This window comes from Streptomyces ambofaciens ATCC 23877, from assembly GCF_001267885.1.
In the GTDB taxonomy this organism is placed as follows: domain Bacteria; phylum Actinomycetota; class Actinomycetes; order Streptomycetales; family Streptomycetaceae; genus Streptomyces; species Streptomyces ambofaciens.
This window is the reverse complement of record NZ_CP012382.1, coordinates 4,465,308-4,490,758: the sequence shown is the minus strand read 5'-3', so window position 1 is coordinate 4,490,758 and position 25,451 is coordinate 4,465,308. Positions and strand designations below refer to the sequence as shown.

The 25,451-nt window shown below is 70.2% G+C and carries 18 protein-coding genes and 2 rRNA genes; 6 read left to right on the top strand and 14 right to left on the bottom strand.

Annotation, left to right across the window (positions count from 1 at the left end):
- Positions 1 to 14 precede the first annotated feature (14 nt).
- Positions 15 to 3,155, bottom strand: a 23S ribosomal RNA gene (locus tag SAM23877_RS20030).
- 308 nt (positions 3,156 to 3,463) lie between these two features.
- Positions 3,464 to 4,991, bottom strand: a 16S ribosomal RNA gene (locus tag SAM23877_RS20025).
- The 16S and 23S rRNA genes sit together here, the layout of an rRNA operon.
- An 826-nt stretch (positions 4,992 to 5,817) precedes the next feature.
- Here SAM23877_RS20025 and trpS point away from each other — a divergent pair.
- A complete protein-coding gene (trpS, locus tag SAM23877_RS20020) occupies positions 5,818 to 6,828 on the top strand; it encodes a tryptophan--tRNA ligase (protein WP_053135008.1) in 1,011 nt (336 codons plus the stop codon).
- Positions 6,829 to 6,868: 40 nt separating this feature from the next.
- Here the strand turns inward: trpS and proC are convergent, their stop codons facing one another.
- The 6 genes from proC to SAM23877_RS19990 form a co-directional block, all read right to left on the bottom strand.
- The gene (proC, locus tag SAM23877_RS20015) at positions 6,869 to 7,681 is read right to left on the bottom strand and encodes a pyrroline-5-carboxylate reductase (protein WP_053135003.1); all 813 of its coding nucleotides are present in this window, start codon (positions 7,679 to 7,681) and stop codon (positions 6,869 to 6,871) included.
- A gap of 120 nt (positions 7,682 to 7,801) precedes the next feature.
- A complete protein-coding gene (locus SAM23877_RS20010) occupies positions 7,802 to 8,590 on the bottom strand; it encodes an ABC transporter permease (RefSeq protein ID WP_053135000.1) in 789 nt (262 codons plus the stop codon).
- Positions 8,587 to 9,402, bottom strand: a complete 816-nt coding sequence (locus SAM23877_RS20005) for an ABC transporter ATP-binding protein (protein WP_053134997.1) — start codon at positions 9,400 to 9,402, stop codon at positions 8,587 to 8,589. The genes SAM23877_RS20010 and SAM23877_RS20005 overlap by 4 nt, the downstream gene beginning before the upstream one ends.
- A gap of 32 nt (positions 9,403 to 9,434) precedes the next feature.
- Positions 9,435 to 10,253, bottom strand: a complete 819-nt coding sequence (locus SAM23877_RS20000; protein WP_053134995.1) for a class I SAM-dependent methyltransferase — start codon at positions 10,251 to 10,253, stop codon at positions 9,435 to 9,437.
- A gap of 85 nt (positions 10,254 to 10,338) precedes the next feature.
- The gene (locus SAM23877_RS19995) at positions 10,339 to 10,839 is read right to left on the bottom strand and encodes a hypothetical protein (protein WP_053134992.1); all 501 of its coding nucleotides are present in this window, start codon (positions 10,837 to 10,839) and stop codon (positions 10,339 to 10,341) included.
- A gap of 49 nt (positions 10,840 to 10,888) precedes the next feature.
- Positions 10,889 to 11,227 carry an SH3 domain-containing protein gene (locus SAM23877_RS19990; protein WP_053134989.1) on the bottom strand — a complete coding sequence of 113 codons (339 nt, stop codon included), beginning with the start codon at positions 11,225 to 11,227 and terminating at the stop codon, positions 10,889 to 10,891.
- A gap of 191 nt (positions 11,228 to 11,418) precedes the next feature.
- Here SAM23877_RS19990 and SAM23877_RS19985 point away from each other — a divergent pair, with 191 nt between their 5' ends.
- Positions 11,419 to 13,527 (top strand): serine/threonine-protein kinase, encoded by a 2,109-nt coding sequence (locus SAM23877_RS19985; protein ID WP_053134987.1) that lies wholly within the window; start codon positions 11,419 to 11,421, stop codon positions 13,525 to 13,527.
- 25 nt (positions 13,528 to 13,552) lie between these two features.
- Here SAM23877_RS19985 and ilvD read toward each other — a convergent pair whose 3' ends face one another.
- From ilvD to SAM23877_RS19965, 4 genes are all read right to left on the bottom strand, one after another.
- Positions 13,553 to 15,406 (bottom strand): dihydroxy-acid dehydratase, encoded by a 1,854-nt coding sequence (ilvD, locus tag SAM23877_RS19980; RefSeq protein WP_053134984.1) that lies wholly within the window; start codon positions 15,404 to 15,406, stop codon positions 13,553 to 13,555.
- Between the two features lie 134 nt (positions 15,407 to 15,540).
- Positions 15,541 to 16,152: a TetR/AcrR family transcriptional regulator gene (locus SAM23877_RS19975; RefSeq protein WP_053134980.1), complete on the bottom strand. Its 612-nt coding sequence runs from the start codon at positions 16,150 to 16,152 to the stop codon at positions 15,541 to 15,543.
- Entirely contained in the window at positions 16,149 to 17,015 is an 867-nt protein-coding gene (locus tag SAM23877_RS19970; RefSeq protein ID WP_053134977.1) for a sugar phosphate isomerase/epimerase family protein, read from the bottom strand. The genes SAM23877_RS19975 and SAM23877_RS19970 overlap by 4 nt, the downstream gene beginning before the upstream one ends.
- Positions 17,016 to 17,142: 127 nt before the next feature.
- Entirely contained in the window at positions 17,143 to 18,075 is a 933-nt protein-coding gene (locus SAM23877_RS19965) for a Ppx/GppA family phosphatase (protein ID WP_053134975.1), read from the bottom strand.
- 71 nt (positions 18,076 to 18,146) lie between these two features.
- Here SAM23877_RS19965 and SAM23877_RS19960 point away from each other — a divergent pair, with 71 nt between their 5' ends.
- Positions 18,147 to 18,959 carry a DUF3109 family protein gene (locus SAM23877_RS19960; protein ID WP_053134973.1) on the top strand — a complete coding sequence of 271 codons (813 nt, stop codon included), beginning with the start codon at positions 18,147 to 18,149 and terminating at the stop codon, positions 18,957 to 18,959.
- 8 nt (positions 18,960 to 18,967) lie between these two features.
- On the opposite strand, the gene SAM23877_RS19955 is transcribed toward SAM23877_RS19960, so the two are convergent.
- Entirely contained in the window at positions 18,968 to 20,728 is a 1,761-nt protein-coding gene (locus SAM23877_RS19955) for a BACON domain-containing protein (RefSeq protein WP_425314762.1), read from the bottom strand.
- 276 nt (positions 20,729 to 21,004) lie between these two features.
- Between SAM23877_RS19955 and radA the strand changes: the two genes are divergently transcribed.
- On the top strand, positions 21,005 to 22,414 hold the full coding sequence (gene radA / locus SAM23877_RS19950; protein ID WP_053134967.1) for a DNA repair protein RadA: 1,410 nt from the start codon (positions 21,005 to 21,007) through the stop codon (positions 22,412 to 22,414).
- A gap of 81 nt (positions 22,415 to 22,495) precedes the next feature.
- On the top strand, positions 22,496 to 23,620 hold the full coding sequence (disA, locus tag SAM23877_RS19945) for a DNA integrity scanning diadenylate cyclase DisA (RefSeq protein WP_053134964.1): 1,125 nt from the start codon (positions 22,496 to 22,498) through the stop codon (positions 23,618 to 23,620).
- A gap of 98 nt (positions 23,621 to 23,718) precedes the next feature.
- On the opposite strand, the gene SAM23877_RS40055 is transcribed toward disA, so the two are convergent.
- Complete coding sequence (locus tag SAM23877_RS40055) at positions 23,719 to 24,582, bottom strand: hypothetical protein (RefSeq protein ID WP_162492117.1); 864 nt, start codon at positions 24,580 to 24,582, stop codon at positions 23,719 to 23,721.
- A gap of 174 nt (positions 24,583 to 24,756) precedes the next feature.
- On the opposite strand from SAM23877_RS40055, the gene SAM23877_RS19935 reads away from it, so the two are divergent.
- Positions 24,757 to 25,401, top strand: a complete 645-nt coding sequence (locus SAM23877_RS19935; protein WP_174532236.1) for a phosphatase PAP2 family protein — start codon at positions 24,757 to 24,759, stop codon at positions 25,399 to 25,401.
- Positions 25,402 to 25,451: the final 50 nt, after the last annotated feature.

Here is a 25,451-nt window from a genome sequence, read left to right as displayed (position 1 = left end):
GGACGCGAGCAACTGAGGACAAGCCCTCGGCCTATTAGTACCGGTCACCTTCACACCTTGCGGTGCTTTCCAGATCCGGCCTATCAACCCAGTCGTCTACTGGGAGCCTTAACCCCTCAAGGGGGGTGGAGTCCTCATCTCGAAGCCAGCTTCCCGCTTAGATGCTTTCAGCGGTTATCCCTCCCGAACGTAGCCAACCAGCCATGCCCTTGGCAGGACAACTGGCCACACCAGAGGTTCGTCCGTCCGGTCTCCTCGTACTAGGGACAGCCCTTCTCGAGACTCCTACGCGCACAGCGGATAGGGACCGAACTGTCTCACGACGTTCTAAAAACCCAGCTCGCGTACCGCTTTAATGGGCGAACAGCCCAACCCTTGGGACCGACTCCAGCCCCAGGATGCGACGAGCCGACATCGAGGTGCCAAACCATCCCGTCGATATGGACTCTTGGGGAAGATCAGCCTGTTATCCCCGGGGTACCTTTTATCCGTTGAGCGACGGCGCTTCCACAAGGCCACCGCCGGATCACTAGTTCCCCGACTTTCGTCCCCTGCTCGACCGCGTCGGTTCACAGTCAAGCCCCCTTGTGCACACTTACACTCAACACCTGATTGCCAACCAGGCTGAGGGAACTTTGGGCGCCTCCGTTACTTCTTTAGGAGGGGCCACCACCGCCCCAGTTAAACTACCCATCAGACACTGTCCCTGATCCGGATCACCGACCCAGGTTAGACATCCAGCACGACCAGACTGGTATATGTTCAACGACGACTCCAACCCACACTGGCGTGCGAGCTTCAAAGTCTCCCAGCTATCCTACACAAGCCGAACCGAACACCAATATCAAACTGTAGTAAAGGTCCCGGGGTCTTTCCGTCCTGCTGCGCGAAACGAGCATCTTTACTCGTAGTGCAATTTCACCGGGCCTATGGTTGAGACAGTCGAGAAGTCGTTACGCCATTCGTGCAGGTCGGAACTTACCCGACAAGGAATTTCGCTACCTTAGGATGGTTATAGTTACCACCGCCGTTTACTGGCGCTTAAGTTCTCAGCTTCGCCCCACCGAAATGGAGCTAACCGGTCCCCTTAACGTTCCAGCACCGGGCAGGCGTCAGTCCGTATACATCGCCTTACGGCTTCGCACGGACCTGTGTTTTTAGTAAACAGTCGCTTCTCGCTGGTCTCTGCGGCCACCCCCAGCTCAGACCGTAAAGATCATCACCAGGTGTGGCCCCCCTTCTCCCGAAGTTACGGGGGCATTTTGCCGAGTTCCTTAACCATAGTTCACCCGAACGCCTCGGTATTCTCTACCTGACCACCTGAGTCGGTTTAGGGTACGGGCCGCCATGAAACTCGCTAGAGGCTTTTCTCGACAGCATAGGATCATCCACTTCACCACAATCGGCTCGGCATCAGGTCTCAGCCTTGTGTGCGACGGATTTACCTACCGCACGGCCTACACCCTTACCCCGGGACAACCACCGCCCGGGATGGACTACCTTCCTGCGTCACCCACTCCACTCACCTACTAACCGCTTGGTCCGGCGGCTCCACCACTCCCCTCAACTCCGAAGAGATCAGGGCGGCTTCACGGCCTTAGCATCACGATGCTCGATGTTTGACGCTTCACAGCGGGTACCGGAATATCAACCGGTTATCCATCGACTACGCCTGTCGGCCTCGCCTTAGGTCCCGACTTACCCTGGGCAGATCAGCTTGACCCAGGAACCCTTAGTCAATCGGCGCAAACGTTTCTCACGTTTGTATCGCTACTCATGCCTGCATTCTCACTCGTGAACCGTCCACAACTCGCTTCCGCGGCTGCTTCACCCGGCACACGACGCTCCCCTACCCATCCATACAGGCGTTGGCCTAAAATGTATGAATGACACGACTTCGGCGGTACGCTTGAGCCCCGCTACATTGTCGGCGCGGAATCACTAGACCAGTGAGCTATTACGCACTCTTTCAAGGGTGGCTGCTTCTAAGCCAACCTCCTGGTTGTCTGTGCGACTCCACATCCTTTCCCACTTAGCGTACGCTTAGGGCCTTAGTCGATGCTCTGGGCTGTTTCCCTCTCGACCATGGAGCTTATCCCCCACAGTCTCACTGCCGCGCTCTCACTTACCGGCATTCGGAGTTTGGCTAAGGTCAGTAACCCGGTAGGGCCCATCGCCTATCCAGTGCTCTACCTCCGGCAAGAAACACACGACGCTGCACCTAAATGCATTTCGGGGAGAACCAGCTATCACGGAGTTTGATTGGCCTTTCACCCCTAACCACAGGTCATCCCCCAGGTTTTCAACCCTGGTGGGTTCGGTCCTCCACGAAGTCTTACCTCCGCTTCAACCTGCCCATGGCTAGATCACTCCGCTTCGGGTCTTGAGCGTGCTACTGAAACGCCCTATTCGGACTCGCTTTCGCTACGGCTTCCCCACTCGGGTTAACCTCGCAACACACCGCAAACTCGCAGGCTCATTCTTCAAAAGGCACGCAGTCACGAGACACCAAGCAAGCTTGATGTCCGACGCTCCCACGGCTTGTAGGCACACGGTTTCAGGTACTATTTCACTCCGCTCCCGCGGTACTTTTCACCATTCCCTCACGGTACTATCCGCTATCGGTCACCAGGGAATATTTAGGCTTAGCGGGTGGTCCCGCCAGATTCACACGGGATTTCTCGGGCCCCGTGCTACTTGGGTGTCTCTCAAACGAGCCGCTGATGTTTCGACTACGGGGGTCTTACCCTCTACGCCGGACCTTTCGCATGTCCTTCGCCTACATCAACGGTTTCTGACTCGCCTCACAGCCGGCAGACTGTGAAAGAGAGATCCCACAACCCCGCACACGCAACCCCTGCCGGGTCTCACACGTATACGGTTTGGCCTCATCCGGTTTCGCTCGCCACTACTCCCGGAATCACGGTTGTTTTCTCTTCCTGCGGGTACTGAGATGTTTCACTTCCCCGCGTTCCCTCCACACTGCCTATGTGTTCAGCAGCGGGTGACAGCCCATGACGACTGCCGGGTTCCCCATTCGGAAACCCCCGGATCAAAGCCTGGTTGACGGCTCCCCGGGGACTATCGTGGCCTCCCACGTCCTTCATCGGTTCCTGGTGCCAAGGCATCCACCGTGCGCCCTTAAAAACTTGGCCACAGATGCTCGCGTCCACTGTGCAGTTCTCAAACAACGACCAACCACCCATCACCCCGGGACAACATCCCGAGTGCACTGGGGCCGGCACTGAAAGCAGGCCAACGGCCGTACCCTCAGATACCCAACAGCGTGCCCGACACGTCCAGCCACTCTCAGACTCACCGTTCCACGCCGAAGCAGTACTAAGTGATCCATCAGCCGATCGTGCCGAGTAGTCAACGTTCCACCCATGAGCAACCAGCATCAGACATTCGCTGATGTACTGGCCTCTGAACCAGGCAAGCCTGGCTTAGAAGTGCTCCTTAGAAAGGAGGTGATCCAGCCGCACCTTCCGGTACGGCTACCTTGTTACGACTTCGTCCCAATCGCCAGTCCCACCTTCGACAGCTCCCTCCCACAAGGGGTTGGGCCACCGGCTTCGGGTGTTACCGACTTTCGTGACGTGACGGGCGGGTGTGTACAAGGCCCGGGAACGTATTCACCGCAGCAATGCTGATCTGCGATTACTAGCGACTCCGACTTCATGGGGTCGAGTTGCAGACCCCAATCCGAACTGAGACCGGCTTTTTGAGATTCGCTCCACCTCGCGGTATCGCAGCTCATTGTACCGGCCATTGTAGCACGTGTGCAGCCCAAGACATAAGGGGCATGATGACTTGACGTCGTCCCCACCTTCCTCCGAGTTGACCCCGGCGGTCTCCCGTGAGTCCCCAACACCCCGAAGGGCTTGCTGGCAACACGGGACAAGGGTTGCGCTCGTTGCGGGACTTAACCCAACATCTCACGACACGAGCTGACGACAGCCATGCACCACCTGTACACCGACCACAAGGGGGGCACTATCTCTAATGCTTTCCGGTGTATGTCAAGCCTTGGTAAGGTTCTTCGCGTTGCGTCGAATTAAGCCACATGCTCCGCCGCTTGTGCGGGCCCCCGTCAATTCCTTTGAGTTTTAGCCTTGCGGCCGTACTCCCCAGGCGGGGCACTTAATGCGTTAGCTGCGGCACGGACAACGTGGAATGTTGCCCACACCTAGTGCCCACCGTTTACGGCGTGGACTACCAGGGTATCTAATCCTGTTCGCTCCCCACGCTTTCGCTCCTCAGCGTCAGTATCGGCCCAGAGATCCGCCTTCGCCACCGGTGTTCCTCCTGATATCTGCGCATTTCACCGCTACACCAGGAATTCCGATCTCCCCTACCGAACTCTAGCCTGCCCGTATCGACTGCAGACCCGGGGTTAAGCCCCGGGCTTTCACAACCGACGTGACAAGCCGCCTACGAGCTCTTTACGCCCAATAATTCCGGACAACGCTTGCGCCCTACGTATTACCGCGGCTGCTGGCACGTAGTTAGCCGGCGCTTCTTCTGCAGGTACCGTCACTTTCGCTTCTTCCCTGCTGAAAGAGGTTTACAACCCGAAGGCCGTCATCCCTCACGCGGCGTCGCTGCATCAGGCTTTCGCCCATTGTGCAATATTCCCCACTGCTGCCTCCCGTAGGAGTCTGGGCCGTGTCTCAGTCCCAGTGTGGCCGGTCGCCCTCTCAGGCCGGCTACCCGTCGTCGCCTTGGTGAGCCACTACCTCACCAACAAGCTGATAGGCCGCGGGCTCATCCTGCACCGCCGGAGCTTTCGAACCGCCTGGATGCCCAAGCGGATCAGTATCCGGTATTAGACCCCGTTTCCAGGGCTTGTCCCAGAGTGCAGGGCAGATTGCCCACGTGTTACTCACCCGTTCGCCACTAATCCCCACCGAAGTGGTTCATCGTTCGACTTGCATGTGTTAAGCACGCCGCCAGCGTTCGTCCTGAGCCAGGATCAAACTCTCCGTGAATGCTTTACATCACGGGAGCGGAACAGTCGGAGGAATAATCCGACCGTTCACAGCGTCCTCGCTGTATTTTTTCAAAGGAACCTCAACCCGATCAGAGATCCGATCAGGTCGGGGTATCAACATATCTGGCGTTGACTTTTGGCACGCTGTTGAGTTCTCAAGGAACGGACGCTTCCTTTGTACTCACCCGAGAGACTCTCTCAGGCTTTCCTCCGGGCGCTTCCCTTCGGTCTTGCGTTTCCGACTCTATCAGATCTTTCCGATCCGATTTCCTCGGTGCTTTCCAGGTTCTCGCTTTCGCGTTTCCCTTTCCGGCGGTTCCGACTCTATCAGATCCTTTCGGGCTCCGATTCCCCGTCAGAAGGGGGTGTCTCCACGGCTGTTGGGCCGTTTCAACGAGGTGAGACTCTAGCGGATTCCCGGCTCCCGAGCTAATCGGGGCCGCGTCCTTTCGAACGTGGATTCCTCATTCCGTAAATACGCGCACCGGCACGACGACGAAGCCGAGAACACGACTGTTCGTCGAAGAGTGGTTGGTACCTGCGGAATCGCTGTCCGGGGACCGACCGGAGTCGACGCTCACGTCGGACAACTCGGAGAACACTACGAGCGCGGGACCGGCGTGTCAAACCCCGGGCCCGGCGGCCTCCGCGGGCGTAGTGTGGGAGGCGTGACGACGCGTACGTGTACCCAGCTCTGGTGGGCCGCCTGACGGCGGCCGTACGTACGTGTGCACTCAACGGCCGCCGCCTCGGCGGCCGTTCTCGTATCTCCCTCCAGGAGGGGCGGCCGGCGGTGGCGGCGGCCCCGACCAGGAGGTAGAGGGATGACACGGGTCTTCAGTGGGGTCAAGCCGACCGGGCACCTGACGCTGGGGAACTATCTGGGAGCCATGCGGCGGTGGGCCGCGGTGGACCAGCATCGGTCGGACGCCTTGTTCTGCGTCGTCGACCTGCACGCGCTGACCGTGGACCACGACCCCGCGCGGGTGCGCAGACTGAGCCGACAGGCCGCGTCCCTGCTGCTGGCGGCGGGGCTGGATCCGAGCCTGTGCACCGTGTTCGTACAGAGTCACGTGGACGAGCACGCGCGGCTGTCGTACGTGCTGGAGTGCGTCGCCACCGACGGGGAGATGCGGCGGATGATCCAGTACAAGGAGAAGGCCGCGCGGGAACGGGAGCGGGGCGGGAGCGTGCGGCTGTCGCTGCTGACGTATCCCGTGCTGATGGCGGCCGACATCCTGGCGTACGGGACGGACGACGTGCCGGTCGGGAACGACCAGACGCAGCACGTGGAGCTGGCGCGGGACCTCGCGGTGCGGTTCAACCAGCGGTACGGGCACACGTTCGTGGTGCCGCGGGCCACCAGCCCGGCGGTGGCGGCCCGGGTGATGAACCTGCAGGAACCGACGTCGAAGATGGGCAAGAGCGACGACGTCGGGCCGGGGATCGTCTATCTGCTGGACGAGCCGGACGTGGTGCGCAGGAAGGTCATGCGGGCCGTGACCGACAGCGGGCGGGATGTCGTGTACGACCCGGAGGAACGCCCGGGGCTCGCGAACCTGCTGGAGGTCCTCGCCGCCTGCACGGGCGCGGAACCGGCGGAACTGGCCGGGGCGTACGACTCCTACGGGTCACTGAAGAAGGACACCGCGGAGGCCGTGGTCGAGGTGCTGCGGCCCGTGCAGCAACGGCACAAGGAGTTGTGCGCCGACCCCGGTCATGTGGAGGGCGTGCTGCGGGAGGGGGCGGAGAAGGCCCGGGCCATGGCCCGGCCCACCGTGGACGCCGCCTACCGGGCGATCGGGCTGCTGCCGCCGGTGGGCGGGGGCCGGTAGCCGCCGCGGGGTCGTCCCCCGCGGCGGGTGCCGGGGTCTGTCAGTCCTTGCTGCCGGAGGCCAGTTCGCGGCTGCGGTCGCGGGCGGCTTCCAGGGCGGCGATGAGGGCCGCGCGGACGCCGTGGTTCTCCAGTTCGCGGATGGCGTTGATCGTGGTGCCGGCGGGGGACGTGACGTTCTCGCGGAGCTTCACCGGGTGTTCGCCGCTGTCGCGGAGCATGGTCGCGGCGCCGATCGCGGACTGGACGATCAGGTCGTGGGCCTTGTCGCGGGGCAGACCGAGGAGGATGCCGGCGTCGGTCATGGCCTCGACCAGGTAGAAGAAGTACGCCGGGCCGGAGCCGGAGAGGGCGGTGCAGGCGTCCTGCTGGGACTCGGGGACGCGGAGGGTCTTGCCCACGGCACCGAAGATCTCCTCGGTGTGGGCCAGGTGGTCCGCGGTGGCGTGGGTGCCGGCGGAGATGACGGACATGGCCTCGTCGACGAGGGCCGGAGTGTTCGTCATGACGCGGACCACCGGGGTGCCCGGGGCGAGGCGCTCCTCGAAGAAGGAGGTCGGGATGCCCGCCGCGCCGCTGATGACCAGGCGGTCGGCGGGGACGTGCGGCGCGAGCTCGTCAAGGAGGGTGCCCATGTCCTGCGGCTTGACCGTGAGGATCAGGGTGTCGGCGGACTTGGCGGCCTCGGCGTTGGTGACCGGGGTGACTCCGTGGCGGGCGTGGAGCTCCTCGGCCCGTTCCCGGCGGCGGGCCGTGACCAGGAGGTCGGCGGGCGCCCAGCCGGCTCCGATCATTCCGCTGAGCAGGGCTTCACCGATCTTGCCGGTGCCGAGGACTGCGACTTTCTGGGTCATGGTTTCGGTGCCCTCCTGGGGTCCCCTCCGGGGTGCGTCGTCCGTCGTCATCCTCGCATTCCCGGGACGCGTGGGAGCGGGGCGTCCAGTGGGCGGGATGCCGGTCGGGGCGCCGCCGCGCTACGCCGTGCGGCGTCTGAGGGTGGCCGCGCCCAGGGCGAGGACGAGGAGGGCGCAGCCCGCGACGACCAGGGCGTCCCGTACGAAGGCCGCCGTCATGTCGGTGTGGCGCAGGACCTCGTTCATGCCGTCGACCGCGTAGGACATGGGCAGGACGTCGGAGACGGCCTCCAGTGCCGGATGCATGGTGTCGCGCGGGGTGAAGAGGCCGCAGAGGAGGAGCTGGGGGAAGATCACGGCCGGCATGAACTGGACCGCCTGGAACTCGGAGGCCGCGAAGGCCGAGACGAAGAGGCCGAGCGCGGTGCCCAGGAGGGCGTCCAGCAGGGCGACCAGGAGGAGGAGCCAGGGGCTGCCCGTGACGTCGAGGCCCAGGAACCAGAGCGCCAGGCCGGTCGCCAGGGCCGACTGGACGATGGCGAGGGCTCCGAAGGCGAGGGCGTAGCCCGCGATGAGGTCGGCCTTGCCCAGCGGCATGGCCAGGAGGCGTTCGAGGGTGCCGGAGGTGCGCTCGCGCAGGGTCGCGATCGAGGTGACCAGGAACATCGTGATCAGCGGGAAGATCCCGAGCAGGGAGGCGCCGATGTTGTCGAAGGTGCGCGGGCTGCCGTCGAAGACGTAGCGCAGCAGGAACAGCATCACGCAGGGGATCAGGAGCAGCAGGGCGATGGTGCGGGGGTCGTGGGCGAGCTGGCGCAGGACGCGGGCCGCGGTGGCCGTGGTGCGGGCGGGGCTCAGGACATGGGTGGGGGCGGAGGGTACGGCGGTCGGGGTCGTCGGCGTGGTCATCGCAGGGTCTCCTTCGCGCGGGCCGTCTCGGTCGCCTCGTCGACCAGGTGGAGGAAGGCCTCCTCGACCGTCTCGGAGTCGGTGCGGGTGCGCAGGGCGTCGGGGGTGTCGTCGGCGAGGACCCGGCCCTCGCGCATCAGGAGGAGGCGGTCGCAGCGCTCGGCCTCGTCCATGACGTGGGAGGAGACAAGGAGGGTGGCGCCGCGGTCGGCGGCGATGGAGTGGAAGAGGGCCCACAGGTCGCGGCGCAGGACGGGGTCGAGGCCGACGGTCGGTTCGTCGAGGACCAGGAGCTCGGGGGCGCCGAGGAGGGCGACGGCGAGGGAGACGCGGCTGCGCTGGCCACCGGAGAGGTTGCCGGCCAGGGCGTCGGCGTGGGTGGTGAGGTCGACGTCGGCGACGGCCCGGGTGACGTTCTCGTGGCGGCGGTCGGAGGCGGCGCGGCCGGGGGCGAGTATCGCGGCGAAGTGGTCGAGGTTCTGGCGGACGGTCAGGTCGTCGAAGACGGAGGGGGCCTGGGTGACGTAGCCGATGCGGGTGCGCAGGGCCGGGTGGCCGGCCGGGCGGCCGAGGACGTCCAGGGTGCCGGTGACCTTCGCCTGGGTGCCGGCGATCGCGCGCATCAGGGTCGACTTGCCGCAGCCGGAGGGGCCGAGGAGGCCGGTGATCCGGCCCGGCGGGACGGTGAAGTCGAGGGAGCGCAGGACGGTGCGGGGGCCGCGGACGACGGTGAGGTTCTCGGCGCGGACGGCGGGGGTGGTGGCGGGGGTCGGCCGCTGGGTGTCGGGAGGGCGGGAGGCGTAATTCATCATGTGATGAATACTGCTCTCCCGCCCGGGTGCCGTCAAGCGGTCGCGGGGGCCCTGGCGAACAGGAGGCGGACGACGTACGTCTCCTCGACGATCCCGTCCGGGAAGTCGGCCAGGAGGTGCCGGCGCTCCTCGGCGAGGAAGGCGGCGCCGCGGTCCTCGCCGTCGGTCAGGAAGACCGAGTGGCTGCCGAGGTTGGCCAGGTGCGTGTCGAGGGGGACGCGGCGGCTCCAGCGGACGGTGCGGTGGACGAAGTCGAGGAGGCCGGCCGGGTCCGCGGCGCGGGCGCCGACGTTCCGTTGCTCGGCGGAGAGTTCGAGGCCGAAGTGGCGGTCGATGCGGTCGGCCGCCGCCGCGATCCACGGCACGTCGAGGGCCGCGGTGTTCCACCACAGGGCCAGCGCGCCGCCGGGGCGCAGCACGCGCAGCGCCTCCGGGACGGCCTTGGCCGGGTCGGTCCAGTGCCAGGCCTGGGCGTAGGTGAGGAAGTCGGCGCTGCGGTCGGCGAGGGGGAGGGCGTCGCCGCTGCCCCGGATTATCGGGACGCCGGGGAGCGCGCGCCGGAACTCCGCGGCCATGCCGGCGCCGGGCTCGACGGCGATCACGTCGGCGCCGCGCGCGTGCAGGCGGGCGGTGGCGATGCCCGTACCGGCGCCCACGTCCACCACGCGGGATCCGGCCAGGGGGCGGCCGGCGAGCTCCTCCAGGGTGTCGAAGAGGGCGGGCGGGTAGGAGGGGCGGTTGGCCGCGTACTGGGCCGCGGCCGCGTTGAAGGAGTGGGCGCGGGTGGTGTGGGGGGCCTCGGCGGGGCGGGGGGTTTCGGCGGGGGGCGGGGTGGTCCCGGGTGTCGTCATACGGCCATGGTGGCGGCCGGGCGGGGGCGCCGGGAGCCGGCGCGGGCGCCGGAGGCGGGAGGACGGGAGGGGTGTGCCGTGGGGGTCAGCGGCGGCGTTTTCTGGACGGGTTGCCCGAGCGGCGGGTGGTGCGCTTCTCGTACTCCTCGCGGGCCTTCTCGTACTCGGCGCGGTGGAGCTTCTCGCCCGGGGCCTCGGTGAGGGTGCGGAGGAAGTAGGCGAGGAGGGAGCCGACGAAACCGATGGCCAGCAGGCCGCGGAGGGAGGCCTGGCGGTCGGGGTCGGGGCGGGAACCGAAGGCGGACCAGGTGTGGCGGAAGGCCAGGGCGCTGCAGACCGCGAACATCACGACCATCAGCAGCGAGACGAAGCTGCCGACGTCGGCGATCCGCAGGCCGTCGTAGGCGATGCGCAGGACGAAGCAGGCGGCGGCCGCCGCGGCGAGGGAGCCCACGGCCAGGCCGGCCCGGCGGGCGGCGTAGCCGTGGTCGTGGTCCACCCAGGTCGTGCCGTAGAACCGGAGGGGTTCGGGGCGGGGGCCCGCGGGGGTGTCCGGGATGCCGTTCGTACCGTTCGCTGCGCTCACGGGTCGATTATGGCGCCGGCCCCGCCGCGGGCCCCGGGTGGGACGTGCCCTAGCAGCGCGGGGCCACGTATCCGTCGCTGCCGGTGCGGACGTACGCGTCGGAGACGTACCCGCCGCCGATGTTGTCCCAGATGTTCGAGGTGCCGTACGGGCCGGTCACGCGGGTGCCCGGGGTCTGGCAGTTGATCTGGACCCAGGCACCCTCGGACAGGGTCCGGACGACCGAGTAACCGGTGCCGGGTCCGCTGCGGACGTTCAGCCGGTGGCCCGGGGCGACCGGGTAGGACCGCAGGGCCGTGGCCGCCGCGGTGGTGAGGGCCTCCTCGGCCGTGAGCGTGGTCGTTCTCTCGTCGCCGCCCTCGATGGGCGACACCTGGTCGACCGTCATGTACTACCTCCCCCGTCGCGCCCCACGGGTGTCGTGGGGCGGCTTGCATCCGCGGGGAACCCGCGGAACGAGCCACGAGACACGTGTTCGCCGCTCGCACGCGGAGGCTAGCAAGCCGCCGTGGCCCCGTACGAACCATCGACTAGGCTCCGAGCGTCGCGCGCGCGGACGAACAGCACGGGGGTGGTTCCATGGCGCCGCACCGGAAGGCCGGGGCTGAGGCGGAAGCGGAACTTCCGGAGTATGACGGTCACTACCGCCTGGAGTCCTGTCTGGGCTCGGGCGGCATGGGCGTCGTGCATCTGGCCCGGGGCACCTCCGGGATGCGGGTCGCGGTGAAGGTCGTGCACGCGTCGTACGCCAAGGACCCCGAGTTCCGGGGGCGTTTCCGGCAGGAGGTCGCCGCCGCCCGGCGGGTCAGCGGGGCGTTCACCGCGCCGGTCGTCGATGCCGATCCGGAGGCCGGACGGCCCTGGATGGCCACGTTGTACATCCCCGGCCCGACGCTCTCCGAGCAGGTGAAGCGGAACGGACCCATGGACCCCGCGCAGTTGCGCCGGCTGATGGCCGGGCTGGCGGAGGCGCTGCGGGACATCCACCGGGTCGGGGTCGTGCACCGGGACCTGAAGCCGAGCAACGTGCTGCTGGCCGAGGACGGCCCGAAGGTCATCGACTTCGGCATCTCCCGGCCGAAGGACAGCGAACTGCGCACCGAGACGGGCAAGCTGATCGGGACTCCCCCGTTCATGGCCCCGGAGCAGTTCCGGCGGCCGCGGGAGGTCGGTCCCGCCGCCGACGTCTTCGCGCTCGGCTCGCTCATGGTGCACGCGGCGACCGGACGCGGGCCGTTCGACTCCGACAGCCCGTACGTCGTCGCCTACCAGGTCGTGCACGACGAGCCCGACCTGACCGGCGTGCCCGAGTCGCTCGCGCCGCTGGTGCTGCGGTGCCTGGCCAAGGAGCCCGAGGACCGGCCGACGCCGGACGAGCTGATGCGGGAGCTGCGGTCGGTGGCGGCGGCCTACGACACGCAGGTGTTCGTCCCGGGCCGGCGGGAGGAGGCACCCGCGCCGGGGACGGCTGCGGACGCGGAGGAGCCCGCGGAGGTGGCGCCCGTCGTGCGGCGGCTCGGGAAGCGGGCGGCGCTCGTGGCCGGTGCGCTGTGTCTCGCCGTGAGCGGTGGACTCGTCGCGGTCCAGGTGTCCGGCGACACCGGACCGGCGCACCGGACGCCCGCCGCGCGGAGTGCGCCGGGCGGCTTCGGCGCGTGGGAGGCGGTGCCCGGGCGACGGGACGGCGGCACGCCCCTGTGCTCGTACGCGGCACCGCGCCTGCTGTGCGCGCAGCCCGGGACGGTGTTCGCGGTCGATCCGGCCGACGGAAGCACGCTGTGGCGGCACGCGGTCGAGGAGGCGGTGCGGAGCCAGCCGCCCGTCATGTCGGGCGGGCTCGTACAGCCCGACGTCGGGCTGCTCGGCCCCCTGGAGGCGCTCGACCCGGCCACGGGTGAGCCGGCGTGGCGGGAGGAGATGCCCGCGTACGACGGTCTCCGGAGCGTCGGTGACGTGCTCCTGCTCACCCGCGCCGACGGGATGGTCACCGGCGTGGACGGCGCCTCGGGCCGGACCCGGTGGACGCGCCGGATCCCCGGGCAGTCCGTGCCCTACTTCACCTCGTTCGCCGGGGAACGGCGGCCGGCGGCGTACGCGACGAGCGAGACCGCGGACGGGAGCCGTACGCGGGTCACCGCGGTGGACCCGGCCGACGGGGACGTGCGGTGGGAGGCGGAGCTGGAGGGCGCGCTGGCCCTGGTGGGGGCGGCGGACGGCTCCGTGTACCTCGTTCCCGAGGCGGCCACCCACGGCGACGTGACGGCCGTGGTCCGTTACACGCCCGCCACCGGGGAGACCCGCCGGGCGGACCTGCCGGTGCCGGTCGAGCAGGCGGCGGTCGGCGTCCACGGGGACACCGTCCACCTGGCGGGCGCGGGCGGCTCGCTGGTCGCCGTCGACATGGCGGCAGGGAAGCAGCGGTGGCGGCTGGAGACGGGGGTGAGCCGGGGCTCGGTTCCCGTCTCCGACGGCCGGCACGTGTACATGACCGCCCCCGACGGACGGCTGCTGGGCGTCGACGCCCGTGCGGGCCGGCTCCTCGGCCAGACCCGGCCCCGGCTCGGCGCCGAGTCGGACCGGGTGCCCGCGACCCTGCCCGAGCCGCTGCTCGCGGGCGGGCACGTGTACGTCGGGGCGCCCGACGGGACCGTCTTCGGCGTGGCGGGACGGGACCCGGCCGCCTGGTGAACCCGCCGGGCGGCGGACCGGGCGGTCAGCCCAGCCTGCTCACGTCCCGCACCGCGCCCTTGTCGGCGCTGGTCGCCATGGCCGCGTACGCCTTCAGGGCCGCGGAGACCTTGCGGTCGCGCTTCCTCGGGGCGTACCTGCCGTTCAGGGCCTGCTCGCGGCGGGCCAGTTCGGCGTCGTCGACCAGCAGCTCGATGGAGCGGTTCGGGATGTCGATGCGGACGCGGTCGCCGTCCTCGACGAGGGCGATGGTGCCGCCGGCGGCCGCCTCCGGCGAGGCGTGGCCGATGGACAGGCCCGAGGTGCCGCCGGAGAAGCGGCCGTCGGTGACCAGGGCGCAGGTCTTCCCGAGGCCGCGGCCCTTCAGGTACGAGGTGGGGTAGAGCATCTCCTGCATGCCGGGGCCGCCCTTGGGGCCCTCGTAGCGGATGACGACGACGTCGCCCTCCTTGACCTGCTGGGTGAGGATCTTCTCGACGGCCTCCTCCTGCGACTCGCAGACGACCGCCGGGCCCTCGAAGGTCCAGATGGACTCGTCGACGCCCGCCGTCTTCACGACGCAGCCGTCGACGGCGAGGTTGCCGCGCAGGACGGCGAGGCCGCCGTCCTTGGAGTAGGCGTGCTCGACGGAGCGGATGCAGCCGCCCTCGGCGTCCTCGTCCAGGGAGTCCCAGCGCTCGGACTGGGAGAAGGCCTCCGCCGACCGCACACACCCGGGAGCGGCGTGCCACAGCTCGACCGCCTCCTGCGACGGGGAGCCGCCGCGCACGTCCCAGGTCTTCAGCCAGTCGGCCAGGGACGGGCTGTGGACGGAGTGCACGTCCTCGTTGAGCAGGCCGCCGCGGTGCAGTTCGCCGAGGAGGGCGGGGATGCCGCCGGCGCGGTGCACGTCCTCCATGTAGTACGTGCGGTCCTTGGCGACGTTGGGCGCGACCTTGGCGAGGCACGGGACGCGGCGCGAGAGGGCGTCCATCTCGGTGAGGCCGAAGGAGACCTCCGCCTCCTGCGCGGCGGCCAGCAGGTGCAGGATCGTGTTGGTCGAGCCGCCCATCGCGATGTCCAGGGCCATGGCGTTGCCGAAGGCCGCGGGGGTGGCGATGTTGCGGGGCAGGACCGAGTCGTCGTCCTGCTCGTAGTAGCGGCGGGTCAGGTCCAGCACCGTGCGGGCGGCGTTCTCGTAGAGCGCCTTGCGGGCGGTGTGGGTGGCCAGGACCGAGCCGTTGCCGGGGAGGGAGAGGCCGATGGCCTCGGTGAGGCAGTTCATCGAGTTGGCGGTGAACATGCCGGAACACGAGCCGCAGGTCGGGCAGGCGTTCTCCTCGATGCGGAGGATGTCCTCGTCGGAGATCTTGTCGTTGACCGCCTCCGACATCGCGTCGACCAGGTCCAGGGTGCGGACGGTGCCGTCGACCAGGGTGGCGCGGCCGGACTCCATGGGGCCGCCGGAGACGAAGACCGTGGGGATGTTCAGGCGGAGCGCCGCGTTGAGCATGCCCGGGGTGATCTTGTCGCAGTTGGAGATGCAGATCAGCGCGTCGGCGCAGTGGGCCTCGACCATGTACTCCACGCTGTCCGCGATCAGGTCGCGGGAGGGCAGGGAGTAGAGCATGCCGCCGTGGCCCATGGCGATGCCGTCGTCGACGGCGATCGTGTTGAACTCGCGCGGGATGCCGCCGGCCGCCACGACCGCCTCGCTGACGATCCGGCCGACCGGGGCGAGGTGGGTGTGGCCCGGCACGAACTCCGTGAAGCTGTTGGCGACGGCGATGATCGGCTTCCGGCCGATGTCCGCGCCGGGTACACCGGAGGCACGCATCAGGGCGCGGGCGCCCGCCATGTTGCGGCCGTGGGTGACTGTGCGGGACCTCAGCTCGGGCATCGTCGCTCGCCTCGCTCGTGGGCTCGTTGGGGAGTAATGACTGCCGTCGAGCGTACGCCGGTCATCCAGGACTCGGGACAGGGTGTCCGGAATGCGGGATGCACGTCTCGCGGTACGGCGCTGCCGCGACGCGCTCAGGGGCCGGTGAGGTGGCCCTGCACCACCGGTGCCAGACGGGCGACGAGCTGTTCCGGGTCCGCCGAGGCCAGCGGCTCCGCCTTGATCACGTAGCGGAGCACCGCGCACCCGACCAGCTGGGCGGCCGCCAGCTCGGTGCGCAGCTCCGCGTCCGGCTGCTCCAGCTGGGCGGCGACGCGGCGCAGCAGCTGGGCGGCGACCAGGCGGCGGAAGACGGCGGCGGCGGTCTCGTTGTCGAAGGCGGAGCGGACGATGGCCAGCAGCGGGGTGCGGGTGGCCGGGTTCTCCCAAAGGCCGAAGAAGAACCGGGTGAGCCGCTCGCCGGCGCCGTCGGGAGGCCCGTCGGCGACCGTCGCCGAGGCCCCGAGGACGGGGGCGAAGGCGACCTCGATCGCCGCCTCGAAGACCTGCTCCTTGGTGCCGAAGTAGTGGTGCACCAGCGCCGGGTCGACGCCCGCGGCCTTGGCGATGCCGCGGACGGACGTCTTCTCGTAGCCGCGCTCGGAGAACTCCTCACGGGCCGCGGTGAGGATGCGGTCGCGGGTGCCGGCGGACTCCGTGCGCGGAGGGCGGCCGCGGCGTCGGGTGCCCCCGGCGGGGGCGCTCATCGCCGGCGCGCCTTCGCCGCCGGGTCCGCCGGGCCCAGCGGGTCCGCGGAGCCCGCCGACGCCAGGTGGAGGCGCGTGAAGGCCAGGGCCTCGGCGAGATCGGCCTCACGTTCGGCGCCGGACATCGCGCGACGGGTGTTGACCTCGATGACGACGTGGCCGTCGAAGCCGGAGCGGGCGACGCGCTCCAGCACCTCGGCGCAGGGCTGGTTGCCGCGGCCGGGGACGAGGTGCTCGTCCTTGGCGGAGCCCCGGCCGTCGGCGAGGTGGAGGTGGCCGAGGCGGTCGCCCATGCGGGCGAGCATGTCCAGGGCGTCGGAGCGGGAGGTCGCCGCGTGGCTGAGGTCGATCGTGAAGTGGCGGTAGTCGTCCTTCGTCACGTCCCAGTCGGGGGCGTACGCCTGCATCTCGCGGTCGCGGTAGCGCCAGGGGTACATGTTCTCGACGGCGAACCGCACGTCGGTCTCGTTCGCCATCCGCCAGATGCCGTTGACGAAGTCCCGGGAGTACTGGCGCTGCCAGCGGAACGGCGGGTGGACGACGACGGTGCTCGCCCCCAGCTTCTCCGCGGCGGCGCGGGCGCGCTGCAGCTTGACCCAGGGGTCGGTGGACCAGACCCGCTGCGTGATGAGCAGGCAGGGGGCGTGCACGGCCAGGATCGGCATGTGGTGGTAGTCGCTGAGTCTGCGCAGCGCGTCGAGGTCCTGGCTGACCGGATCGGTCCACACCATGACTTCGACGCCGTCGTACCCGAGGCGTGCGGCGATCTCGAAGGCCGTCGCCGTCGACTCCGGGTAGACGGAAGCCGTCGACAGGGCGACCTTCGCATCCGGGATGCGGACTACGTCCCTTGGTTCTGGCACGAGGGCCAGGTTACGGGGTGCGGTCGGGTGCCCGCGGGGCGCCCGTTCGGCGTTGTGGTGATTGCCATAGGGCGGGCGCGGGCGCGGTGCGGCTCTCCGCACGGTGCCCCGTGGCCGGGGCGGAGGGCTAGACCGGCCCCATGTGATCGAGTCTGCGCAGGATCACGCCCTCTCTCAGGGCCCAGGGGCAGATCTCCAGGTTCTCCACGCGGAAGAGGTCCATCGCGGCCTCGGCGACCAGGGCACCGGCCAGCAGCTGGCTCGCGCGTCCCTCGGAGACGCCGGGGAGCTCGGCGCGCTCGGCGGTGGTCATGGCGGCCAGGCGGGGCACCCAGGCCTCCAGGGAGGCGCGCTTCAGCTCGCGCTGGACGTAGAGGCCCTCGGCGGAGCGGGCGGCGCCGGCGATGCGGGCGAGCTGCCGGAAGGTCTTGGAGGTGGCGACCACGTGGTCCGGGGCGCCGAACCGGCTGAAGTCGCCGACCGTGCGGGCGATCTCCGTACGGACGTGGCGGCGCAGCCCGCGGACGTCCTCCGCGTCGGGCGGGTCGCCCGGCAGCCAGGCGGCGGTCAGCCGGCCCGCGCCGAGCGGCAGCGACACGGCGGTGTCGGGCTCCTCGTCGATGCCGTAGGCGATCTCCAGGGAGCCGCCGCCGATGTCGAGGACCAGCAGCTTGCCCGCGGACCAGCCGAACCAGCGGCGCACGGCGAGGAAGGTGAGCCGGGCCTCCTCGGCACCGCTGAGGACCGTCAGCTCGACGCCGGTCTCCTCCCGCACGCGCGCGAGGACGTCGTCGGCGTTGCTCGCCTCGCGCACGGCGGAGGTCGCGAACGGCAGGAGGTCCTCGACGCCCTTGTCCTCGGCGGCCTGGAGCGCCTCCCGGACGACCGCGACCAGCCGGTCGACGCCGTCGGCACCGATCGCGCCGTCCTCGTCGAGGAGCTGGGCGAGGCGCAGTTCCGCCTTGTGCGAGTGGGCGGGCAGCGGGCGCGCGCCCGGGTGCGCGTCCACCACCAGCAGATGCACCGTGTTCGAACCCACGTCGAGGACACCGAGTCTCATGGACGGAACGCTACTGCCAGCCGGGAGTGCGGCGGTGCCGTCATCCGGTCCGGTCGACTTACCCTGGAACCGTGCCAAAGACGAAAAAGGCGAAGGACGAAGAGTCGGCCAAGAAGGACAAGAAGCGCGAAACGAGCGACGAGCAGGGGCTCGACTTCGCGCGCGCGTGGGTGGAGTTTCCGGACCCGGCGGACGACGAACAGGTCTTCCGCTGCGATCTGACATGGCTGACCTCTCGCTGGAACTGCATCTTCGGCAGCGGCTGCCAGGGCATCCAGGCGGGCCGCGCGGACGACGGGTGCTGCTCGCTGGGCGCCCACTTCTCCGACGAGGACGACGAGAAGCGGGTCGCCGGACACGTGGCGAGGCTCACGCCGGACGTCTGGCAGCACCATGCCGAGGGCACGCGGGGCGGCTGGATCTCCGAGGACGACGAGGGCTCCCGCCAGACCCGGCCCTTCCAGGGCTCGTGCATCTTCCAGAACCGGCCCGGCTTCGCCGGCGGTGCGGGCTGCTCGCTGCACATCCTGGCCCTGAAGGAGGGCCGGGAACCGCTGGAGACCAAGCCGGACGTGTGCTGGCAGCTGCCGGTCCGGCGGACGTACGAGTGGATCGACCGGCCCGACGACACGCGCGTGCTCCAGGTGTCCATCGGTGAGTACGACCGCCGCGGCTGGGGTCCCGGCGGGCACGACCTGCACTGGTGGTGCACCTCGGCGACCTCCGCGCACGGCGCGGGGGACCCGGTGTACGTCTCGTACCGGCCGGAGCTGACCGAGCTGATGGGCAAGGCGGGCTACGACCGGCTGGTCGAGCTGTGCGAGCAGCGGCTGGCCTCGCAGCTGCCGCTGGTGGCCCCGCACCCGGCCGACCCGGCCCGCTGAGCGCGCCGCTACGAGGCGGAGCGGCTCGGACCGTCGCCGTCGCCGGACGGCGGTGCGGAACCGCCCGTGCCGCCGGTGGGCGACGGGTCGTCGGTGGGCGTCGGGTCGGGATCGGGCGACGTGGGCGGCGGGTCGTCGGTGGGCGACGGGTCCGGCGGCGCCGAGGTGGACGGCGAGGGGTCCGGGCCCGGGTCCGACGGGCGCGGGGAGGCGTCGGGCGTGCTGGGCCGCGGGTGCGGACGGGACGGGACGGGCGCCGTGCCGTACCCCTCGATGGAGACGACGGCGCCGGCGGGCGAGACGGCCACCCGTGCGCTCCAGTGGCCGGACGGCTCGCGCAGATGGTCGACGTACACCTTGACCGTCAGCGCCTCGCCGGGCCGCAGGGTGCCCGACGACTGGCTCAGGTAGAGCCAGGACGCGCCGGTGGACGCGGACCAGGCCACGGGGGCGTCGCCGGTCGCGGTCAGGGTGATCAGCGTGGTGTCGCCGTCGTGGCCGGCCGTCACGTCGAGGTGGCCGGCCCCCTTCGCGCCGGCGCCGGAGACGCTGACGACCTCGACGGAGACGTCGGCCTTGCCGTTCTTCCCGAAGCGGGTGCCGGGCGTGGTGCGGGTGTTGCCGGTGTTCTCGTAGCCGTAGGCGCCGCCCGCGGACTCGCCGTCCAGGCCGTCGGGGCTCTGGCCCTCGCTGGCGCTGGCCGAGCGGCCGCCCTCGCCCTCGACGACCGGGGTGCCGCGGTAGGCCGCCCACAGGGCGAGCACGGGGGCCGCGACGACGGTGGCGACGACGGTCGTGGTGACGGCACGCGCGCGCAGGCGGTCCCGCCGGGCCGCGCGGTCCTTGGGGTCCATCGGGAAACCGCGCCGGTCGAAACGGGGCGCGGCGCCTCCCGCGCGCGGGAGGTGCGTCATGACCATGTGCAGCGCCGCGCGGGGCGCCTCCAGGACGGGCAGCTCGGCGGGCGTCACGCTGGTGCCGGGCCAGCGACCGGGGACCGCGCGCTCCGCGGTACGGCGGCAGCGCGGGCAGTCGTCGACGTGCCGGACGAGCTCGCGGCGCAGGGCGGCGCTCAGCACGTACTGGTTGTCGCCGGTGAGGCGGGCCACGCCCGCGCAGCCGCCGGTCTCGACGACGGCCAGCGCGGCGCTGGTGCGCTCGACCTCGCAGGCGGCCGCGGCGAGCAGTTCGCGGGTGGCCGCCAGATCCATGCCGAGGACGGCGGCGACCTCGTGGGCGGCGAGGTGGTGGCGCACGGCCAGTTCGAGGGCCTCGCGCTGCTCCGGGGTGGTGCCGGCCGCCTCCGGCCAGGCGAGGAGGGCGAGTTCACGGCGGTGCCGCCGCTGCTCCTCGTCGTTCCCGGCGGGCGGGGGCGGGGACGCGGGCTGCTGCTGCGCGGTGCGCTGCCGGTCGGCGTCCGGGCGGCCCGCCGCGTGGCTGCTCGGACGTTTCTGCTTGGCCTCGGCCAGCTTGCGCAGGCACGCCCAGCGGGCCAGTGCGTAGAGCCAGGCCCTGCGGTCGGCGGCGGACCCGGGGCCGCGGTGGCCGCGGCGCTCGGCGAGTGCCAGCACGTCGCCCAGGGCGGCGGTCGCGGCCTCGTGGTCGCAGAGCACGGACAGGCAGTAGGTGAACAGGCCGTCCAGATACGCGTCGTAGCGCGCGGGCGGCCGTTGCGCCAGCGTGCGCGCCGCGGTGCGGTCACGCGCTTCCCGGTGCGCCCGGTGTGCGCCGGTCGTGCGGGTCGTGGTTTCCGGACTGCTCCTCATCACTCGGCGACCGTAGGGGGCTATGGGTGGCGCGAACTGGCGCATTGGCCCCTTTTAATCCGTACGGGTGAAACGATCCCTCATAAGGGGACAGGAAGCCGATGCTCCGTGGCCGTTTCGGGGTGGCCGTGGCCCGTTCGGGGTGGTGGCGGCCTGGTCGCGGCCGTGGGCCGGTCCGTGGCCGGGGGCTGCCGGGGGCTACCGGGGGGCTCGGTCGCGGGCGTGGGCCGGGGTTCGGCCGGGGGCCGCGTTGTCAGTGGGGGCGGTTACGGTTCGTGCATGGCTGCCCGTGCGAAGACCACCAAGGACCGGCCGTCCTACCGCTGCACCGAGTGCGGCTGGCAGACGGCCAAGTGGCTCGGCCGCTGCCCCGAATGCCAGGCGTGGGGCACGGTCGAGGAGTACGGCGTGCCCGCGGTGCGCACGACGACGCCGGGGCGCGTCACCACCTCCGCGGTGCCCATCGGCCAGGTCGACGGCCGGCAGGCCACCGCCCGCTCCACGGGCGTGCCCGAGCTGGACCGGGTGCTCGGCGGCGGACTCGTGCCCGGCGCCGTGGTGCTCGTCGCGGGCGAACCCGGCGTCGGCAAGTCCACCCTGCTGCTGGACGTGGCGGCCAAGTCGGCCAGCGAGGAACACAAGACCCTCTACGTCACCGGTGAGGAGTCGGCGAGCCAGGTGCGGCTGCGCGCCGACCGCATCAAGGCCATCGACGACCACCTGTACCTCGCCGCCGAGACCGACCTCGCGGCGGTGCTGGGTCACCTGGACGCGGTCAAGCCCTCGCTGCTGATCCTCGACTCCGTGCAGACCGTGGCCTCTCCCGAGATCGACGGCGCCCCCGGCGGCATGGCCCAGGTGCGGGAGGTGGCGGGGGCGCTGATCCGCGCCTCCAAGGACCGCGGGATGTCCACCTTGCTGGTGGGCCACGTCACCAAGGACGGGGCCATCGCGGGCCCGCGGCTGCTGGAGCACCTCGTGGACGTCGTGCTCCATTTCGAGGGCGACCGGCACGCCCGCCTGAGGCTGGTGCGGGGCGTCAAGAACCGGTACGGCACCACCGACGAGGTCGGCTGCTTCGAGCTGCACGACGAGGGCATCACCGGCCTGACCGACCCGAGCGGGCTGTTCCTCACCCGGCGTGCCGAGCCGGTGCCCGGCACCTGTCTGACCGTCACGCTGGAGGGGCGCCGCCCGCTGGTCGCCGAGGTCCAGGCGCTGACCGTCGACTCGCAGATTCCGTCCCCCCGGCGCACCACCTCCGGTCTGGAGACCTCCCGCGTCTCCATGATGCTGGCCGTCCTGGAACAGCGCGGTCGCATCAGCGCGCTGGGCAAAAGGGACATCTACTCCGCGACGGTGGGTGGCGTGAAGCTCTCCGAGCCGGCCGCCGACCTGGCCGTCGCTCTCGCGCTGGCGAGTGCCGCCAGCGACACCCCCCTGCCCAAGAACCTCGTCGCGATCGGCGAAGTCGGCCTCGCCGGAGAGGTGAGACGGGTCACGGGCGTGCAGCGCAGGCTCTCCGAGGCGCACCGTCTGGGCTTCACCCACGCCCTGGTACCGACCGACCCCGGCCGGGTTCCTGACGGCATGAAGGTCCTGGAGGTCGCGGACATAGGGGACGCCCTGCGGGTGCTTCCACGTTCGCGTCGGCGAGAGGCCCCACGGGAGCAGGAGGACCGCCGGTAGACTTTGCCCTGGTCTCGTCCGTCCGTACGACCGAGTGTGCGACACGGGAGCGCCAGAAGAACCTGCGACCGGAGGAGTGCAGTGGCAGCCAACGACCGGGCAGCAGCTCCCGGAAAGTCCGGTGGGAGTGCCGGTGCCGATGGCCTGATGCGCGCCTCGCTGAGCGCGGTGGCGCCCGGCACGCTCCTGCGGGACGGCCTGGAACGGGTCCTCCGCGGCAACACCGGCGGTCTGATCGTGCTGGGCTCCGACAAGACCGTGGAGTCGATGTGCACGGGCGGCTTCGTGCTGGACGTCGAGTTCACGGCGACCCGGCTGCGCGAGCTGTGCAAGCTCGACGGCGGCATCGTGCTCTCCGCGGATCTCGGCAAGATCCTTCGGGCGGGCGTGCAGCTGCTCCCCGACCCGACGATCCCCACCGAGGAGACGGGCACCCGGCACCGTACGGCGGACCGGGTCAGCAAGCAGGTCGGCTTCCCCGTCGTCTCCGTCTCCCAGTCCATGCGCCTCATCGCCCTCTACGTCGACGGCCAGCGCCGCGTCCTGGAGGACTCCGCGGCGATCCTGTCCCGCGCCAACCAGGCCCTGGCGACCCTGGAGCGCTACAAGCTGCGCCTCGACGAGGTCGCGGGCACGCTGTCGGCGCTGGAGATCGAGGACCTGGTCACCGTCCGGGACGTCTCGGCGGTGTCCCAGCGGCTGGAGATGGTGCGCCGCATCGCGACCGAGATCGCCGAGTACGTGGTGGAGCTGGGGACGGACGGGCGTCTGCTGGCCCTCCAGCTGGACGAGCTGATCGCCGGAGTGGAGCCCGAGCGCGAGCTGGTCGTGCGCGACTACGTGCCCGAGCCGACCGCCAAGCGCTCCCGCACCGTCGACGAGGCGCTCGTCGAGCTGGACAAGCTGAGCCACGCCGAGCTGCTCGAACTCTCCACGGTGGCCCGGGCCCTGGGCTACACCGGCTCCCCGGAGACCCTGGACACGGCGGTGTCGCCGCGCGGCTTCCGGCTGCTGGCGAAGGTGCCGCGGCTGCCCGGGGCGATCATCGACCGCCTGGTGGAGCACTTCGGCGGCCTGCAGAAGCTGCTCGCCGCCAGCGTGGACGACCTCCAGACGGTGGACGGCGTCGGTGAGGCGCGGGCGCGCAGCGTGCGGGAGGGCCTGTCGCGGCTCGCGGAGTCGTCGATCCTGGAGCGCTACGTCTGAGGCCGCGAGGGCCGCGTCCGGGCCGGGCCCAGGAGCGCGGCGGCCCCTGCGTCAGGGCGTGAGCCGGTCCTGCGTCAGGCCGTGGGCCGGCCCCTGCGTCAGTCGCTCTTCAGCACGAACGACGTCCGTACCTTCTCGAACCCGGCCGCCTTGGCCTCCACCAGGTACGTCCCCGCCTTGGCCGACCCCGCGGGCGGCGTCCCGCACTCCTTGGCGCTGGGCTTGCGGTCCCACTTCACGGTGTAGGTGATGCCGCTGCCCGCCGCCACCCGGTACTGCAGGCTGCCCGTGCCCTTGACGCAGGCGTCGGAGGACCAGTACACGTCCTCGCCCTCGGCCGGCGTGATGGTCAGCACCGCGCGCTTCGGGCCGAGATCGACCTTGCAGTCGCTGCCGGAGGTGTTCCGCGCGGTCAGTTCGAAGGCGGGGGTCTGACCGGGCGCGTAGTTGTTGCGGACGCTGCGCAGACTCAACTTGACCGCACCGGGCGTGCAGTTGGGGAGGCTCGTACCGCCCGGCAGCGCGTCACCCGCGCCGACGCCGGTCGCCGTGCCGCCCGCGGAGCCGCCCGATCCCGCACCACCCGCGCCACCGGAGCCGTCGGCACCACCGGACGCCCCGCTCGAACCGGCCCCGTCACCGGACCCGTCGCCGCTGCCGGCACCCGACCCGGAACCGGAACCGGAACCGGAACCGCTGGAGTCCCCGCTCCCCGACTCGTCGCGCCCGCCCGGCGCCTGACTGATCGCCGGCCCGGAGCCGGAGGGTCCGGGAGTGATCGACGGCGCCGGGTTCTTGCCGTCGGCGCCGTCCTCACGGCCCTTGCCGCCGTCACCGCCGCCGGACACCACGATCAAGGTGATCAGCAGTGCCAACAGAGCGAGCAGAGACAGCAGTACGGCCCTCCGTCGCCAGTAGATGGAGGAGGGAAGCGGCCCGACCGGATTGCGCAGAGATCCCACGGCGCAAACTGTACGAGAGATCGGCGCGTTCCCCGGTCCCACCCGCCGTTCGGGGCATCAACTTTTACGGATCATCATCCCGGAGACGGCCCCGGCCCCCTGCCGATCGTCGGGTGCGGTGCGTGACGATCGCGGGGTGTGACCGTATCGGGCGTCCGCCTACCGTCCGTGAGCATGACCTTCGAGGACGACGAGCTCTACCGTGACATCACCGGTTTCGCCCAGGACACCCCGACGTGGGTACAGCACACGGCGGAGGTGTGGACGGAGGCGGGAATCCTGGTGTTCGGCGCGCTGTTCGTCGCCCTGTGGTGGCGGTCGCGCCGGGACGGTCCGCGCGCGTTCGCGATCGCGGCCCTTGCACCTGTGGCCACGGCTGTGGCGTACGTGTGCAGTGAACTGCTCAAGTCCGTTTTCGACGAGGAGCGACCGTGCCGGTCGGTCACGGGGGCGGTGCCGTCCCTGGCCGAGTGCCCGCCCACCGGTGACTGGTCCTTCCCGAGCAACCACGCGACCATAGCGGGCGCCTCGGCCGTCGCCCTGTTCCTGGTCCGGCGGACGCTGATCCGGCTGGCGGCCCCGCTCGCCCTGCTGATGGCCTTCTCCCGGGTGTTCGTGGGCGTGCACCACCCCCACGACGTCGTCGCCGGGCTGCTGCTCGGGGCCGTCGTCGCGGCCACGACCGTGCGCCTGTGCACGCGTCCGGCGACGCGGCTGGCCGAGGCCATGCGCGCGTCGTCGGCGCCCGTGGTGCGCCGGCTGTCCGGACCGGGGCCGAACGCCGCCACCGCGTCCGCACCCTCGCACCGGCGCCGTTGACCGCGTCGGGCGGACGGCCCCCGCCGTGTCCTGGCCGCGCCTCGGGCGAA

Excerpts from the sequence above, each read along its gene's own strand:
- trpS (WP_053135008.1), top strand. The coding sequence starts at position 5,818 with ATGACACGGGTCTTCAGTGGGGTCAAGCCGACCGGGCACCTGACGCTG.
- proC (WP_053135003.1), bottom strand. The coding sequence starts at position 7,681 with ATGACCCAGAAAGTCGCAGTCCTCGGCACCGGCAAGATCGGTGAAGCC.
- SAM23877_RS20010 (WP_053135000.1), bottom strand. The coding sequence starts at position 8,590 with ATGACCACGCCGACGACCCCGACCGCCGTACCCTCCGCCCCCACCCAT.
- SAM23877_RS20005 (WP_053134997.1), bottom strand. The coding sequence starts at position 9,402 with ATGATGAATTACGCCTCCCGCCCTCCCGACACCCAGCGGCCGACCCCC.
- SAM23877_RS20000 (WP_053134995.1), bottom strand. The coding sequence starts at position 10,253 with ATGACGACACCCGGGACCACCCCGCCCCCCGCCGAAACCCCCCGCCCC.
- SAM23877_RS19990 (WP_053134989.1), bottom strand. The coding sequence starts at position 11,227 with ATGACGGTCGACCAGGTGTCGCCCATCGAGGGCGGCGACGAGAGAACG.
- SAM23877_RS19985 (WP_053134987.1), top strand. The coding sequence starts at position 11,419 with ATGGCGCCGCACCGGAAGGCCGGGGCTGAGGCGGAAGCGGAACTTCCG.
- ilvD (WP_053134984.1), bottom strand. The coding sequence starts at position 15,406 with ATGCCCGAGCTGAGGTCCCGCACAGTCACCCACGGCCGCAACATGGCG.
- SAM23877_RS19975 (WP_053134980.1), bottom strand. The coding sequence starts at position 16,152 with ATGAGCGCCCCCGCCGGGGGCACCCGACGCCGCGGCCGCCCTCCGCGC.
- SAM23877_RS19965 (WP_053134975.1), bottom strand. The coding sequence starts at position 18,075 with ATGAGACTCGGTGTCCTCGACGTGGGTTCGAACACGGTGCATCTGCTG.
- radA (WP_053134967.1), top strand. The coding sequence starts at position 21,005 with ATGGCTGCCCGTGCGAAGACCACCAAGGACCGGCCGTCCTACCGCTGC.
- SAM23877_RS19935 (WP_174532236.1), top strand. The coding sequence starts at position 24,757 with ATGACCTTCGAGGACGACGAGCTCTACCGTGACATCACCGGTTTCGCC.